General features: G+C 38.5%; 9 protein-coding genes. 6 read left to right on the top strand and 3 right to left on the bottom strand.

The window, feature by feature from the left end; translation table 11 throughout:
* Nucleotides 1-83: 83 nt before the first annotated feature.
* Both H6G14_RS30440 and H6G14_RS30445 read right to left on the bottom strand, forming a co-directional pair.
* Nucleotides 84-350: a tyrosine-type recombinase/integrase gene (locus H6G14_RS30440; protein WP_242054150.1), complete on the bottom strand. Its 267-nt coding sequence runs from the start codon at nt 348-350 to the stop codon at nt 84-86.
* Nucleotides 351-453: 103 nt separating this feature from the next.
* Nucleotides 454-717, bottom strand: a complete 264-nt coding sequence (locus tag H6G14_RS30445) for a hypothetical protein (RefSeq protein ID WP_190572391.1) — start codon at nt 715-717, stop codon at nt 454-456.
* Between the two features lie 1,123 nt (nt 718-1,840).
* Here H6G14_RS30445 and H6G14_RS30450 point away from each other — a divergent pair.
* The 3 genes from H6G14_RS30450 to H6G14_RS30460 all read left to right on the top strand — a co-directional run bounded on the left by H6G14_RS30450 (nt 1,841) and on the right by H6G14_RS30460 (nt 6,079).
* Nucleotides 1,841-3,658, top strand: coding sequence for a response regulator (locus H6G14_RS30450; protein WP_190572393.1), 1,818 nt, complete (start codon nt 1,841-1,843; stop codon nt 3,656-3,658).
* Between the two features lie 2 nt (nt 3,659-3,660).
* Nucleotides 3,661-5,181 carry a GT4 family glycosyltransferase PelF gene (pelF, locus tag H6G14_RS30455; protein ID WP_190572395.1) on the top strand — a complete coding sequence of 507 codons (1,521 nt, stop codon included), beginning with the start codon at nt 3,661-3,663 and terminating at the stop codon, nt 5,179-5,181.
* An 88-nt stretch (nt 5,182-5,269) separates the two neighbouring features.
* The gene (locus H6G14_RS30460; RefSeq protein WP_190572398.1) at nt 5,270-6,079 is read left to right on the top strand and encodes a spherulation-specific family 4 protein; all 810 of its coding nucleotides are present in this window, start codon (nt 5,270-5,272) and stop codon (nt 6,077-6,079) included.
* A gap of 127 nt (nt 6,080-6,206) precedes the next feature.
* On the opposite strand, the gene H6G14_RS30465 is transcribed toward H6G14_RS30460, so the two are convergent.
* Entirely contained in the window at nt 6,207-7,862 is a 1,656-nt protein-coding gene (locus tag H6G14_RS30465; RefSeq protein ID WP_190572400.1) for a hypothetical protein, read from the bottom strand.
* 1,295 nt (nt 7,863-9,157) lie between these two features.
* Here H6G14_RS30465 and galE point away from each other — a divergent pair.
* From galE to H6G14_RS30480, 3 genes are all read left to right on the top strand, one after another.
* A complete protein-coding gene (gene galE / locus H6G14_RS30470) occupies nt 9,158-10,369 on the top strand; it encodes a UDP-glucose 4-epimerase GalE (RefSeq protein WP_190572401.1) in 1,212 nt (403 codons plus the stop codon).
* A 99-nt stretch (nt 10,370-10,468) separates the two neighbouring features.
* Nucleotides 10,469-14,683 carry a polysaccharide deacetylase gene (locus H6G14_RS30475; protein ID WP_190572403.1) on the top strand — a complete coding sequence of 1,405 codons (4,215 nt, stop codon included), beginning with the start codon at nt 10,469-10,471 and terminating at the stop codon, nt 14,681-14,683.
* A 415-nt stretch (nt 14,684-15,098) separates the two neighbouring features.
* A complete protein-coding gene (locus tag H6G14_RS30480) occupies nt 15,099-16,646 on the top strand; it encodes a hypothetical protein (RefSeq protein ID WP_190572405.1) in 1,548 nt (515 codons plus the stop codon).
* The last annotated feature ends 168 nt before the right edge of the window (nt 16,647-16,814 follow it).

Consider the following 16,814-nt stretch of genomic DNA (forward strand, 5'->3'; position numbering starts at 1 on the left):
TTTATCAACTACTTTAATCAAACAATGGCTAAACCTTTTAAGTGGACATATAAGGGCAAAGTTTTGGCTATTTAATGGTCTGCTTATTTACGCCGCACTGTACTAGTGATAAAAATCTGACGTTCTCCCCACATCACCGCATCCCAGCGCAAACCGCATTTTTCGCCCACAGCTTCCCCTACCCTCAGCCCGTGGCGAAACAACATCAGCATCAGCGTGTAGTCCCGGTGGGCATAACGGGCAGGGCGATTTTTAGCAGCATTTAAGATAGATCGCACCTCGCTTGGTGTAAGGTATTCTCTAGACCTGTAATGCTTATTCGTTTTACGTTTGGGTGGTTGGGCATTCATTTGGGGTTTAGGGTACTGTCCGGTTTACACTGCAAAATTTACCAAGTAATACATGGGAAGCCGATTCTCTTCAACCGTGTAATACACCGAATGTTGAGAATACTCAAACTTCAACCGCCTTACTGCCCCAACTAGAAGCACTTGAAGCTTTACGCGATCGCATTTTGTTGGAACTGAAGTTAGGTAAGCAAGCCACTGGATACAAAGCTGCACTGAAAGCTCTCAATCGTTTCATTGCTGAATTAACTACGAACCCATAGGCATTTCCCGAATTCGCCAACAGTGTCTGACGATGGCTCAACGACATTTTGTTTGTTCTCCCCGTGAACTCTTGCTTGCGGTTGGTGTTTTCAGCAATTATCACCATTAACCGCTTTCGTCCCCGCTTTACAGAGCCAGATAGTCAGTCTCCTCAGTAGGGGCTACCATTATTTGGTAGTTTACGTGCTTTCAGTCCCGCACTAGGGTGGTAGGACTTGGTTTTATATTTCACCTCACCTACATGGGTATCAAGTTGTCATCAGCAGAGGATTAAAGTGCGGACTCAACTCCTGGCGGAGTTACTCTACTGAAGCCTGGAATCCTCCCAAATATTGGGTTTCTCCAGAACGAATCGCACTTGCACGTATCTCGGCCGCTACCCAAGCGTTATTTACCCTTCTAGAAAAAAATCGCTCTCACTAGCAACCGAGAACCACAATTCTTTGGTTTCATCAGCAATATGTCCTGAATTTGTGGAACGAATTCAAAGTAATGTAAAAATACCTATATTGATGAATCATTTAGTTGTAATGCTTGATATGATTGGTACTTGTATCGGTAAATCGGGCATTAAATTCTACATAAACTTCTAAGATCTGATTCGTAAATAAAATCTTAAGGAGATTCAAATCATTATTAGGTTGAAGTTTCAGTGAATAAGTTAGGTAAATATTTTACTTGAGTTTACAAATTATCTCTTATGTGATATGTCCAATTTTTTCCCAAAAAATTAGGATTTTGTTCTGTTATTGATTTTCTTAAAATTTCCTAAAAAATCCATTCTCTCCTATTTGATAACAGTGATGGGGATTATCTTTGGTAACATAACTATTAATCAAGGAAAATTTTATAATAAAATTCATGAATTAAAAACAATATTATATTTAGATTAAGACTACGTAAAAACCAGAAGTGTTGAATGTTAAGATTTTGAGGATATTGCTCAAGTTGTGAATTGATATTGGTGATACCAAATTCGAGTAGTTAATGACTTTATTGTCAATAGACAAGCAAATTTTTCTAGGTAGAACACAAAGATTGTGAAGTTGTGTTGCGAGATTCAACACTTCTGCGTAAAAACCTACGTGATCTTAATGATTTAATATGCAAAATTAGTCATAATTATAGATAAAACTGTTTCCAATTATACAAAGTTGTACTTTGATTTCACATCTAATAGAGAAATTAAATCATCCACATATTTGTAATTAAAACACCTTTATAATTGCATGGTTCGTATTCTGCTGGTTAATGAGCAACAATATATTAGAAGATACTTGCAATCTCTATTAGATCCTGACTTGGATTTAGAGGTAATTGCAACAACTCAAAAAGTCAAGGATGCAATTAAGCAAGTAGAAAACTTTCAGCCTGATATTGTCCTGATGGACATAGATATACTCGACATAGATGGGGTGAAAGCTACCAAGACTATATGTCAACGATGTCCTCACACCAAAGTTCTAGTGTTGAGTAGTAATGATCGAGATGAATATATCCATCAATCCTTAGATGCAGGCGCAATGGGCTATCTGCTCAAAGATGTATCTGTGGAGGAATTACGAGAGGCAATTCGCTTTGTTTGTCAAGGTTATAGTGAATTAGAATCCAGCTTACTGGAAAAAACCATTTTAAAAGTTCCGGCATCGGCTTTAGTATCAGCGAATGTAACTGATAGAACATCTCATGTTAAAACTCTTGTAGAAGAGAACCCAGTCAAATTATCTGCTAGAAAGTCTGATTTCAAATTATTCGGCAAGTTAATAACTCATCCTAGTCTGAAGAAAGAAGGATCTAGCCAATCGGAACAACCCCATACTAAACAAATTGCTTGGTATCAATTACTGATATTACTGATCATTGCTGTTAGTTGCACAGTTGGTATTTATGTCATACGTCAAGTGTTGAGAAAGCCTCTACCAGCACTGAATTACTTACAACAAAACTCGACGCTGTTAGGAACAGAGTTTACGGGGAAAGTCAAGCCAGCGCAAACATTAAAAATAGCTGCATCAGATCCTTCAGTGGTAGAAAAAATTAATATCCACATTGGTGACAAAGTACGACTTGGTCAACCGTTACTAGTCTTAAAAAACCCAGATGGTGATAGGGAAATTCAACAATTGTGGCAGCAACGGCAAAGTGTTTTACAGCAGGAACAAGCAGCACTGCAACAACAACAAGCAGCTCAACAGCAAGTTTTCATCTGGGAGCAGAAAATCAACGAGAGCGATCGCCAAGAAACACCCCTAGCGACTAAAATAGCTGATGCTGATTTAGATGTGGCTTTAAATCAAACTCAAGCCGATAAACTACCTTTACCACAAAGACAAGATTCAGTAGAGAGAACCAAAGCAATTTACGAAAGGTCTCAATCACGAGTGCGGCGTTTTCAACAACTTTATCAACAAGGTGCGATCGCCAAAGACCAATTAGAGCAAGCAGAAGCAGACCTCAAAGTAGCAAAAGCAGATTATCAAGTAGCCCAAACGGCTGCTGTGACTGCCAAAAATCTAGAAATAGCCAAACAACAAAAGTTTCAGCTACAGCGTCAGGTATCTTTAAAACAACAACAGTCAAAGCAGCAAGAACTCAAAGCACAACTACAAAATCTGCGTTTAGAGTATCAACAAGCCACGGAAAGATTAAATCTCATCCGTAAACAATCAACTCAACTTTTACAGCGTCAGACACCATCAGTAAACACCATTGTCAGGTCAACAAGTGCTGGTGTAGTGGTGCAATTACCAGTAAAAATAGGCGACCAAATCTTCACGGGTAATCCGCTTTTAGAATTGGCGCAATTGAAATATTTGAATGTGGAAGTATTAGTCAATGCTCGTTTAATTAACGCTCTGCGTCGGGGTCAAAAAGCAACGGTGCAAGTAGGTACAGGAGAAGCGGCTCAGAAGTTTGACGGCAAGATTGTCACCATTAATCCCTTACCGTCTGAAGACATGAGCCACACCGTAGAAATCCAGTTTGAAAATCCTACCGATGCTTTACTCGTGGGACAAATGGCAGCTATCCGATTCTTACCAGAGTGATTATGAACAGAGTCTCTGTATTATTAACCACTGAAGGCACTTATCCTTACCACAAGGGAGGCGTAAGTACATGGTGTGATGCCCTCACAAATCAACTACCAGAGATAGATTTTCATTTGTTTGCGATCGCCGCTAATCCTTATTTAGAATTACGCTATCAGTTGCCGTCTAATATCAAACAACTGATAAAAGTGCCTTTGTGGGGAACAGAAGACCCTGTAGAATACTCTTGGCGATTCCCCTTTTCCCAAGCCTTCAAAAGCAAACTAGCCACCACACAAAAAGTCATCGCCACTCAATTCATCCCCCTATTTGAGCGTTTCTTAACAGCAGTTCTTTTAGCCGAATCAGATATTGAACAGTTGGGCTATATTGTCCTGGCAATCCACAAATATTTTCAGCGTTATGACTACCACAAAACGATGGAATCCAAACAGGTATGGTCAACTTTTCAACGTTTAACTGCTACTGATTGGCATCCGTTGGTTAATCCTCCCACCATCAAACTCATCGAACAAACGGAAGCCATGCGCTTACTATATCGGTTTCTGATTCCCATTCATCTCCCTGTTCCCCAAACCGATATCACCCATGCTTCAGCCGCCGCTTTTTGTGGCTTACCCTGTATCATTGCCAAGTTAGAACGAGGTACACCTTATCTGCTCACCGAACATGGGGTCAATATCCGAGAGCAGTATCTCAATTTAAATCGCAGTATTTCCTCCCTATTTGTACGCCAATTCTTGTATCGATTAATGGGAGAAATTGTCAAACTCAACTATCACTACGCCGATCAAATTTCTCCAGTTTGTGAATACAATGCTCGTTGGGAACGTTGGTGGGGTGTCCCTGAGCAGAAAATCAAGGTAATTTACAATGGGGCTGATCCCAACGTCTTTCATCCTACCCCGCCGGTAGCAAAAGAGCGTCCTCAAGTCATGAACATGGGCTTGATTTTTCCCCTCAAAGGTCAGCTAGATTTGATAGCCGCAGCCGCTATTGTACGCGACAAAATCCCCAATGTAGAATTCCGTTTCTATGGTCGTCCTTCCGACGAAAAGTATTTTGCTCAATGTCAAGAATTAGTCCGCACCGAGCATTTAGAAGCCAACATTAACTTTGCCGGATTTACCAGTGAACCTTGGCGAGCTTATAGCGAGGCCGATGTCGTGGCTATGTCGAGTATTTCTGAGGGCTTTCCTTATGCTCTGATTGAAGCTATGCTCTCCGGTGCTACCATTGTATCTACAGATGTGGGGGGAGTGAGTGAAGCTTTAGGTGATACAGGATTGCTAGTACAAGCCCATCGTCCTCAGGCCTTAGCGGCGGCGATTTTGCAGCTACTAGAATTACCCGCATCTGAAAGACACAAATTCGGACAGCGCGCCTATGAACGCGCCCTGAAGTTATTCACTCAACAAAAATTCTTAGATGCACATTTAGATACTTATTACAACCTTATACAACAGGTAAGAACTGACACAAATAGCATCAAAAAGTTAGTGATCGCATCTTTGAAATAAATATAGCAGTAGCCAACCTTCTTAGGCTCACCAATCCCCCATTCCCCACTATATGAATCTTGATTTCAAAACTACAACAAAATTGATTATGGGTGCTTTATTGACAACTTCACTCGCTTGTAGTGCGATTAAGCCAGAAATTGCCACTGCACAGGTGAAAATTCTCATTCCTCTCTATTCCTATCCCACCTGGTACAATCCTCCTACTTACACATGGCCACAAGTCGCGGATGCGGCTCGTCAAGTCCCCATCACAGCAATTATTAATCCCAATAATGGCCCCGATAACGGCCCACCAAATAGAGATTATGCGAGAGGAATTCAAGACCTCAAGCAAGGAGGCGTAACTATCCTGGGTTATGTTGCTACTAATTACGGCAAGCGTGACATTAATCAAGTAAAAGCCGATATTGATATCTACGCTAAACATTTCCAGCTTGACGGCATTTTCTTAGATGAAGCCGCCAGTAGTTCAGACAAGCTCGACTATTATCAAAATATTTACAAACATATTAAAACTCAGCCTCAACTGCAAATGGTCGTACTCAACCAAGGGACTCAAACCGACCAAGGATACCTAACCCGACCAGCAGGAGATACTTTAGTCATTTTTGAAAATTATTCCACAGCTTGGAATCAATACCAACCTCAATCCTATGTGAAAAATTACCAGCCTCAGCATTTTTCCTGTTTAATTCACACCGTACCCGATGCCGCTACGATGAAACAACATATCAATCAGGCTGTGGCACGTAATATCCAATATCTCTATGTCACCGACGATAGCCCTGATCATCCTGACAAAGACCCCTGGAATAGCTTACCCTCCTACTGGCAAGAGGAAATAAATCACATCCAATCTTTAAATCAAAAAGCTCAAAGCCCTTCAGGAAATTAACTTATCTTTCTGCGTTCTTATTTGCGTCTTTGCGCCTACCGCAAGCGGAACGCCTAGCGGCGAATGCGCGAAACAAAAAACATCCCGCTAATCAGCAACGCCGGATATTTTGTTAGTTAGAAGTCCCTCAAAGCTCTTCAGGAAGCCGAACTTGATAAATCCTCAAATCCTGATCCTCATAATAAATCGCCACATCTTGCTCATGGAGGCGACGATAAGTCTCACATATCTGTAACATCGTAAATTCTAAACTCGCTCGACCTGCCGAGGAACGATAATAAAGATAGGTAGGGTCAGATAAGACCGAGTAGGGGAGTGATTGACTTGCCCTTAACCCCGTAACTAACGGTCGTTTTTCCACAAAGATAAACAAATTAGGTACTGAATAACGAAAGTGAAAATTAGGTTTACTGACTAGAGATGAATACTTCTCCACAAATAAACCCATATCCTCATACCAACCAGCACCATAACTTTCGGCTAGTTGTTCAATGGGCGCAACTATCACCCATCGCTTCAGGGGGAATCGGACTCGCAGTTCCAGAGTCTTACGCGCCGCCATATCATATTCTAGATAGCTGATTTTAGGAGGCAATGGCAACAGAAAATTAATTGCGATCGCCAGCATCAAAATCAACGATACAATCTCAGACCATACACCCAATATCAAACTCAACAGCCAGCTAGTGAGAGTTAAAAAGAGTCCCCAAACCCAGCTTAATCCTACAGGTAATGTGACTAAAAAAGTGTTTGTCGATCCCCAGGGATTTTCCGGTAGAGCTAAAACCAATGCCAATACTATCCAAATGATAGTCACTATAGTCAGGGCAAATCTGCCACCACCAATAAAGCAGATTCCTCCACATAATGCCAAAATCAGCAACTGAGGTTGAATGATGGCTACAATTATCAAGCAGCAGACTGTATCAATCAAGGCTTCTCGACGGTGTTGAGTTCTAGAGGCTTCCCAAGCACGCCCTAAACCTAGAACCAAACACATCACACCGATTTCTAAGTCACCCCCAGCCCATTGGCGAATTAACGAAGTATTCAAACTACCCATGACTGTAGTTAGCCATTGTTGTATCCAATTCGGAGCAAAGTCAGGAATTTCTATATGGGAAGTGAAAATATAAGCTCCTAAGCTATACATCGCCCCCATCACAGCTATTCGACTGTTAGCAATTACACCCATGCTATAGCCAACACTCAGTACCAACAGACAACCCAACAGAGGACTGAGGAAGCGAATCACCTGCATAGCATCTATAGCACCCAACAGTGATAAGACAGCCGCTAAGGCAGAAAAGGCTGGAAAAGACTGCATCTGTGCATTCCCATCACCGACGAGGATTTGTCTTGTAGTCAACAACAGGCGATAACTATCGGGATTAATAAAACGTAGTTCTTGCCAAGGATATTCAAAACGAAGTAATACAGCAAATGTTAAAATTACTGTCAGTATTAGAATATTGATGATGTTTTGAGTGATAGCGATCGCCATCATTTTTTCCATGTTCAGGAATTGTTTTTTGGCAATTTGCCCAATCCCATCAACAGCCTGATTAATTTTAGGTAAAAAGCCTTGGTCTAGAGCATCTAAAACAGCAAATGCGATCCCTTGAAATATCAGATTGTAGTGTTGTTTGACACGCCAATTATGGCGATGCAACCAACTAAAAAGAAAACAACTGCCATATAAAATTACCAAAGTTAACCAACTAAATAAATGCAAGGCACTCAAAAATCCCACCCCAATCAATGTCACTAGTAGGATTCGCATCCAACCAGCTACTATTCGACTTGCCCAAGGAATTGTATTTGGCAGAACAAAAATAAGACTGGGCAACCAAAAAAACAAAATTCCCAGCAGTATCGCTACCCATATAGTAGTAAGCGAATCAAAAATAAAAGTTTGCAAAGGTAACACAACTATATTTTTGTAAAAATAATTATTTTTTAATAAAAGACTCAGTTAGCAGAAGCACGCAGCCAAAGAATCATAATCATACGATACTAAATTGCTCTTGCAATCTAAAATAAATGTAAATTTAAACTCTAGCTTGTTAGTTGATTGACACTATAATTTTGCTAAACCAGCAGAATTTTACCATTCCCAAATAAATTAACTCCGAGTGTAAATTAATTTTCATAAAAATTTTATTTTTAAATTAAATATCCTGATCTTTTCATGTAAAATCAGGACTTTTACTTATTCTTGTCAAACATTCTTGATTATTTGTTGCTTATTAGCGTAATTCGTGATACATACAAAAGTAGTAGTTAATTTCACATAAGATTTAGCTACCTATTAAGCAAGAATCCGTGATGATTCAGAGTTGGGAATAATGCTAAAAGTATTTGCTTGATTTTCAAGACTCTTGATTTTTTAGACATCTCTTAATCTCGACTTAATATAAATTAATAAGTGTTTTCCTAGACTCGACAAGTTCCTTCACTGTTTCCTAAATACTTGTTGAACATCGTAAATCCCAGATGACTATCAAAAGCTAAAAATACCTTTGCACAAAGATTTTAATGATGGCGATCGCATTGCTATTAAAGTTACTCAGATCGAGTTAACCGGATATTGGCTGTTCTATAAACTGAAGATTGACTTTAAATGAAATTCATGGAAAATTTATAATTTAATCAGTACATACGTAAGAAAGTATATTTGAAGTCATCTCAAAAAACAGAAAAAATGCCTAGAATCTTTAAGTGAATTTATTGCCTAAATATCACCACAATCAGGTTTAAAGCTATAACATTTTTTCAAATCACCCCTTTTTTAGACAAAACAATATGAGCTAATTGCTAGCTATAAACATGGTATTTACTGTTAGACTGTGATCATTTTCACATCTAGCAAAATTTATTCTGCACACATGATTAATAGATACAGCAAGTTGCAACTAAATAAGGAACTCAACTAGAGAATGAAATATAGAAATTCTTCCTATTACTCCTGGCTCATGCCTCAGAACAAATTAATTTGTATCTCATATAAATCAAAACTGCTGTAATTCTTTAAAAGTACAGGCTCAACAATGTTTATTTACTTTCAGGTGTAAAAAAATGACTAAGAAAATATTAGTAACTGGGGGAGCAGGTTATATTGGCTCACATACAATCCGCCAGTTAGGAGAAGCTGGTTATGATATTGTGGTGTACGATAATCTTTCTACAGGCTCAGGCGCATCCGTAACTTACGGGGAATTAACGATTGGGAGCCTCGAAGATAAAGACCTATTACTGCAAACTTTTAGCCAGCATAAATTCGATGCAGTTTTGCATTTTGCAGCTCATATATCTGTACAAGAGTCAATAGATAAACCCCTGAACTACTATACGAATAATACTTTCAATACATTAAACTTATTAGATTGTTGTCAATTATTTCATGTCAAAAAATTCATTTTTTCTAGCACAGCCGCAGTTTATGGACAAACTCAACAAGAGCAAATAACCGAGTCATCACCGACTAAACCCATCAATCCCTATGGTCACTCCAAACTCATGAGTGAACAAATTATCCAAGACTTTGCCAGAACATCTGGATTAAAGTACGTCATTTTGCGGTATTTCAATGTCGCTGGGGCAGACTCTACAGGCAAGTTGGGTCAGTCTGCAAAGAAAGCAGAACATCTAATTAAAGTAGCTTGTGATACAGCATTAGGTCGTCGTGCTTCTGTCAATATCTTCGGCACAGACCTTCCTACTCCAGATGGAACTGGGATCAGAGATTATATCCATGTTGAAGATTTAGCCAAGGCTCATGTAGATGCCTTGCATTATTTAGAAGCAGGAAATGATAGCCAAATATTCAACTGTGGTTATGGTCAAGGCTATAGTGTACGCGAAGTTTTAAACATGGTGCAAAAAATCTCTGGAGTAGACTTTCCTGTAATTGAGAGCCAACGACGAGTAGGAGATCCAGCTTGCGTCGTAGCCAATGCTAATAAAATTCGCACGATGTTAGGTTGGAAGCCCAAATATAACAATTTAGAAACTATCGTCTCGACAGCTTTAATGTGGGAGAAAAAATTAATTACTTTAGCGACATTAGAAAAAAATATAGCCCGGCAAAATTTCAAGTTAGGTGCTTTGTTGTTAGAACATAAAATTGTTTCACAAACGGAATTAACACAGGCATTGCAAGAGCAATCAGTCACTAAACAGAAATTAGGGGAAATTCTGGTACAAAAATCAATTATTTCCCCCCAGATGCTAGAAAAGTTTTTACTAGAGCAAAATTGGAGAAAACAAGGAATTTGGTTACAAGTTTGAATCACAGAGAATTAAAACTAGTCTTGACGTTTCTATATAAATACCAAAATCGTTGATTTTTGTTTTTTGAAAAATTCACTTTTTAACGAGTTAAAAAAAATGAGTAATAGTTTGACATTGATTGACCTTCAAGAACTATTAAAAACAGCTATCAACAATATTAGCGAGTTCTTCGTTTCTCCAGATTATCATCAAAGAATGAATCTAGTATTTGGCGATACTTGGGATGAGGAGAAAGCTAACAATGTAATTCAGGGATTAATCAACTATACAAACCTACCAAATATTAAAATTGTTGACTCCTCGGCAATTAATGGTGGACAAGGAGCTTTTGGTAGTTTCAATAATACGATTTATTTATCGCAAGCACTTTTAAGTGATGCTGATAAAAGTGTTGCTGTTTTGATAGAAGAACTAGGCCACTATATAGATTCTCAGATCAATATCCAAGAGACGCAGGGCGATGAAGGGGCTATTTTTGCAGCAGCTGTCCAAGGTCAAGAGCTATCTCAATCTCAACTTACAGCACTGAAAAGTGAAAATGATACTACTAATGTCATCATCGATGGTCAAGCCAGAATCTTAGAGCTAGCAGCTACCTACGGTAATATCAATCTTGATGGTAACTTAATTGATTGGACATCTGCTGATAGATTAGATTTTATTCCTGGCACAGGGCAACCAGGATATGAACTCTATGGTAAGTATGCAGGAGACGCTTATGTTTTTGCCTTTAAATCAAATAGCCAACCGATAGGTGCTGGTACGACAGTATGGCTAAATACAGATAGAAATAGCAATACAGGTTATCAAATATTTGGTCAACCTGGAGTTGGGGGAGCAGAATATAACATCAACTTCTCTACAAATGCTCAACCTTCCCTTTATACAGGAGGCGCAGGAGAAAATTTAGTCAGTGGCCCTTTAAACTATGCTTATGGTAGTAATAATCAAATAGTGGAATTTGCCGTTCCAATATCTTTGCTCAATGGCTCACCACAAGCAATTAATTTATTAATAGATATTAACGACCAAACATTTTTACCGCCTAATTATTCTGCTCAAAAATATTCAGTTTCAGCTTTACCAACAAGAACAGATTTCAGTAAAAAAGTAGGTATTGTCTTCTCAGAAACGACAGCGAAGAACTTCTTTCAAGACAAAGCCTATACCCAACTTTTCCTGTCCATGCAAAGCCAAGCGATGCAGGCGGGTATTCCCTTTGATATCCTCACAGAGAATGACTTAACTGATATCAATAAACTTGTCAATTACGACGCGCTGATATTTCCTTCTTTCCGAAATGTCCCTCTAGCGAAGCTAGATGCAATTCAAAATACACTCACAGATGCAGTTTATAAATATAACATTGGGATCATTACCTCCGGAGATTTCTTAACGAACGATGAAAATAATAATGCTCTAGCCGGAGACTCCTATATCCGGATGAAGCAGTTGCTGAATTTGACTAGAACCGGTGGTGGTGGCCCTGTAAATGGCATTCTCAACGCAGAGAATATTACTCATCCAGTTATGCAAGGATACTCTGCCGACGAGACCATTCGTGCTTATAATGGCATATTTTTTAATACTTATGGCGATGTAGATACTACTGACAATAACACACCCATAATTCTCGCAGATTTTGCTGTAAATGGGCAGAAAAACAATGCTGTTATCGCAACGCAAACTGGTGGCAGAAATGTGCATTTCGCTACTGAAGGATTCATGGGTGATAATAATTTAGTCTGGCAAGCATTGCAATGGGCGGTATTAGATAATAAACCGAAAGTGGCTTTAAATATGAGCCGAGATGCGAGTATCTTTATTTCTCGCAATGATATGGATCAGTCTCAAGAAGCTGAGGATGTGAATCCTGCTGGAAACGCTCCAGGGATTTACGATCGCCTGCTGCCTATCCTGACACAATGGAAAAATGACTATAACTTTGTAGGCTCATACTACATAAATGTCGGTAACAATCCAGCAAATGGGCAATTTACCGATTGGACTGTCTCCAAGCCTTACTATGACCAGATTTTAGCCTTACAAAACGAAATTGGCACCCATTCTTATACTCACCCAGACTTCACAGATCAATTAACGCCAGCACAATTAGAGTTTGAATTTAATCAATCGAAATTAGTCATTCAGCAACAATTAGGGATTCAAGTCTTAGGAGGAGCAATTCCCGGAAATCCAGAAGGGTTAAAGGTTTCCCAAGAACTTCAGAAATACTTATCCTATGTTTCTGGTGGTTATTCCAGTGTAGGTGCAGGTTATCCCAATGCTTTTGGTTTTATGTTTCCGGGTAGCGATTATGTCTATTTGGCTCCCAATATGTCCTTTGACTTTTCGCTGGTGGAGTTTCGCAAGTTAACACCACCACAGGCACAAGCAGAATGGTTGAAAGAATACACTGGTTTAACAAATCATGCAGCCCAAGCTATTATTCATTTTCCTTGGCATGATTATGGCCCAACAGTCTGGGATACAGATACATCTGATAATCTTCCCTCACCTTACACTGAGGCCATGTTTACTAATTTTCTGGCCAAGGTGTACAACGATAATACAGAATTTATCACTGCTAACGATTTGAGTAACCGCATCAAAACTTTTGAGAAATCAAAGTTATTTATTGATAGTAGTGGGAATACGATTACTGCCAATGTTGTAGCTACTGATGTGGGTAATTTTGGTCTGAATATCGATCCAACTCAAACGATCAAAAGTGTAAATAATTGGTATGCCTACGATAAAGATACAGTCTTTTTACCTGCCAACGGTGGTCAATTTACCATCAATTTGGGAACAGTTCAAGATGATGTTACCCGTATTATTGACCTGCCAATGCGTGCTAAATTAACTTCTCTTGTTGGTAATGGCACAGATTTAGAATTTACATTCTTTGGTGAAGGAAAAGTTCTCTTAGATTTAAAAAATCCCACTGGACTAAATATTACTACTGAAGGTGCAAGCAGTACGAATCTCAACGGCGAGATTCTGACGATGAATTTTAGCGGTCTTACCCAACATACTGGCAGAGTAAGATTAAGTGTTGATGCCCCTCCCACAGTAGCCAACCCCATTGCCGATGTCAGCGTCAATGAAGATGCTGCCAATACGGTGATTAATTTAAGTAATGTTTTCGCTGATATTGATAATGATCCCAATAGCATTATCAAGACCGTTAAAACTAATAGCAACAGTAGCTTAGTCAACGCCAGCATTGTTAACAATAATTTTGTGCTGGCTTATCTTCCCAACCAATTTGGGACAGCCACAATTACGATTAGTGGTACATCTAATGGTAAAACTGTTGATGATACATTGACAGTGAACGTTGCATCTATAGATGATGCGCCAATTGTAGCAAGTCCAATTGCCGATGTAGTTGTTAATCAAGGTTCTGCTAATACCATTATTAATTTAGGTAGTATCTTTACTGACATTGACAACGATTCTAACGCCATTACTAAGTCGGTTTTAGCTAATAGTAATAACTCCTTAGTTAATGCCAATATTGTGGGTAATTCTTTAACTTTGCAATATTTACCTAATCAATTCGGTACTGCACAACTAACTATTCGTGGTACTTCTAATGGCAAAACTGTTGATGATACTTTTAGTGTGACTGTCAATCCTGTCGGCAATATCATTAATGGTACGTCTGCAAATAACACTATTTTCGGGACTAATGGTAGAGATATCATTAGCAGCTTTGGTGGTGATGATACCATCTATCCCAACGATGGTAATGATCTCGTTTATGCTGGCGATGGTAAAGATTATGTCTGGGGAAGTGATGGGGACGATCTGATTTATGGAGAAGCTGGGAATGATAATTTATCCGGTGGGTCAAATAACGACACTCTTATAGGTGGTAGTGGTAGTGACACATTAGATGGTGACTCAGGAGTTGATACCTTGATTGGTGTAAACCCCAACGACATTTTGGCAGGCGCAGGGGAAATAGATACCTTATATGGTGATGGTTACGGCGATTTATTTATCTTGGGCGATAAAAATAAAGCTTACTACAATGACGGTAATAATAGTACATCTGGAACAAATGATTATGCACTAATTAAGGACTTTAGTATCTCTGAGGGAGATAAAATTCAACTTTATGGTAGTGCCTCAAACTATAAACTTAGTGGTGTATTATTTAATTTATCCTTTGGTAACCATAGGACACTTTATTTAACCACTGGTGGACAAGATGAACTAATTGGTGTTATTGACGTTGGCCTTTTTGACATATTTAATAATTTGAGCCTGAATAGTAGCAGTTTTACCTATGTAAGTTAAACAAATTCTAGAGTGAGTTTGATCTGTATATTGTGAGATGATGAACTCTTATACCAATTTTCTGTGAAGTTGTGGTAAGTCAATGATGTAGAGACGTTGTATACAACGTCTCTACATTATTCTACGAACGAGCAAAATTGAAATCTGTTGTATGACTGCTTACATACAACATTTATCCTCATTTTTTTCTATAGTGCTGAATGGGTAATTGCAATACTCACAACTTGAATGTAATACCAATTTTTTATGAAGTTGCACATATTTCGACCCCCCTAGCCCCCCTTCAAAAGGGGGGAACCGGAAAAACATATATCAAAGTCCCCCTTTTTAAGGGGGATTTAGGGGGGTCGAAATATGTGCAACTTCACATTAAATTGGTATAACTAACTTTTCTGTTTGATTTAAATATAAAATTATGATTTCACAAGATGAAAAAATATGTGAGCTAGTTGTAGCTATTTCAGAAGTAAGTTCAGAAATGGCTGATTTTTGGCAAGTAACGGCAATTATAGAATCATTAGGTTATACAGATAGAGTTATTCGTCAGGAATTTGGTTTTGCAGATACTTTATCTCTGGGTAAGTATGTTTATGATAATTACAAATTATCTCCAACATCAAAATCAAAATTAAAGCGAAAAAATGCTTGGCGGCATCTCATTCATGAGATACAAATATTTATTGAGCAATTCTCTCAAAGTTTTGTTTATGCTTTACCTTTACTGTTGATATTGCTTTTAGAGTCTCTCCATATCGATAACCAATCTCAGTTATTACCACCTGAACTAGCTTCACTAATCACTTTGGCAACGATGGCAAGTCTGACAATTAGTGGAGGATTTGTCCAGATGATTAGCCGTAGAGGAGAATTTTACCTGAAATTGGGTGAGCCAATGCAAGGTAGAAGAGTCTGTTTCCCTATTATTTATTTAGGTACAGCTACTAGTATTCTTTTAGGTTTGTTTGGTCTATGGTTTGGTTTTTATCAGGGTCAGTTTGCTGATGAATATTTGATGCTAGCTGCTTTGTATTATTTAGTGTTGAGTTTACTTTGGATGTTGTTAGCAGCATTGGGTATTCAATTACGCTGGTTTCCACCGTTAATTATGCTAGGTTTAAGCATACTGTTTGTATTTTTAAGAGTTTGGGTAAATCTAGATGCGCTGACAGCCCAAATTATCAGTATGTTTGCCACTTTAATAGTAGTAATCTGCTTAGTTGCTTTTGGACTTGGTAAAGATAATCAAACAGGTCAAATTAGTGGTGCGAAAGCTCCATTACCGCGATTAAGTTCGCTGGTGTACTTACTATCTCCTTATTGCTTTTACGGAATAGCTTATTTTAGTTTTATTTTTGGCGATCGCATGATCGCAGGATGGGCTGTAAATCCGGCTTTTGGGTTAGTCTTTGCCATTGATGCTGGATATCAGCAAGCAATGGATTTAGCCTTGGTTAATTTTCTTTTGCTAGTTCCCCTGGTGGAATATTTGGGTTATCAATTTATTCGCTACTGGTATGGAAATACCAAAGATATGAATATCGAAAAACTCAGTAATTTTTATGGTAAATTATTTTATCGTTACTGGTTAACCATAGGTATAACTATTATTTTTTTTGCATTATGTATGGCTGGAACATTGGGATTTGTTAAACCCACAAATTGGAGTTTAGAAACCAACTTAAAGTCTTTGTTTGGCTCATTAGGCTATTTATTTTTTGTTATCGGCTTATTGAATGCAATATTGTTATTCAGTCTCAATCAAACAATTATTGTCATTAAAAGTATTATCCCTGCTCTGTTACTCAATTTGACTTTAGGTTACATCTTGGCACATATTATTAGTCCAGATTGTGCTGTCATTGGTTTAGTAACTGGCGCAGCTTTGTTTATGTTGCGCTCAACTCATGAAGTTCTGCAAGCAATGAAACAACTTGACTACATATATTATATTGCCGGATATTAATCCTGAAAAAATTCCCCTAATTTCGTCTTTGATAAAAAATTGATTAGTAGTAATAGGTATTGAGCCGAGATGCGCGACGTGAAAGTTGTGCGTAGAGGCAGTAGCCTATTTTACTGAGGAGCCGTCTCCTCCTGAAGTTCCCTCCCTTCAGTCCCCACATAAAAGGGT

It is taken from the genome of Nostoc parmelioides FACHB-3921 (assembly GCF_014696625.1).
GTDB lineage: Bacteria > Cyanobacteriota > Cyanobacteriia > Cyanobacteriales > Nostocaceae > Trichormus > Trichormus parmelioides.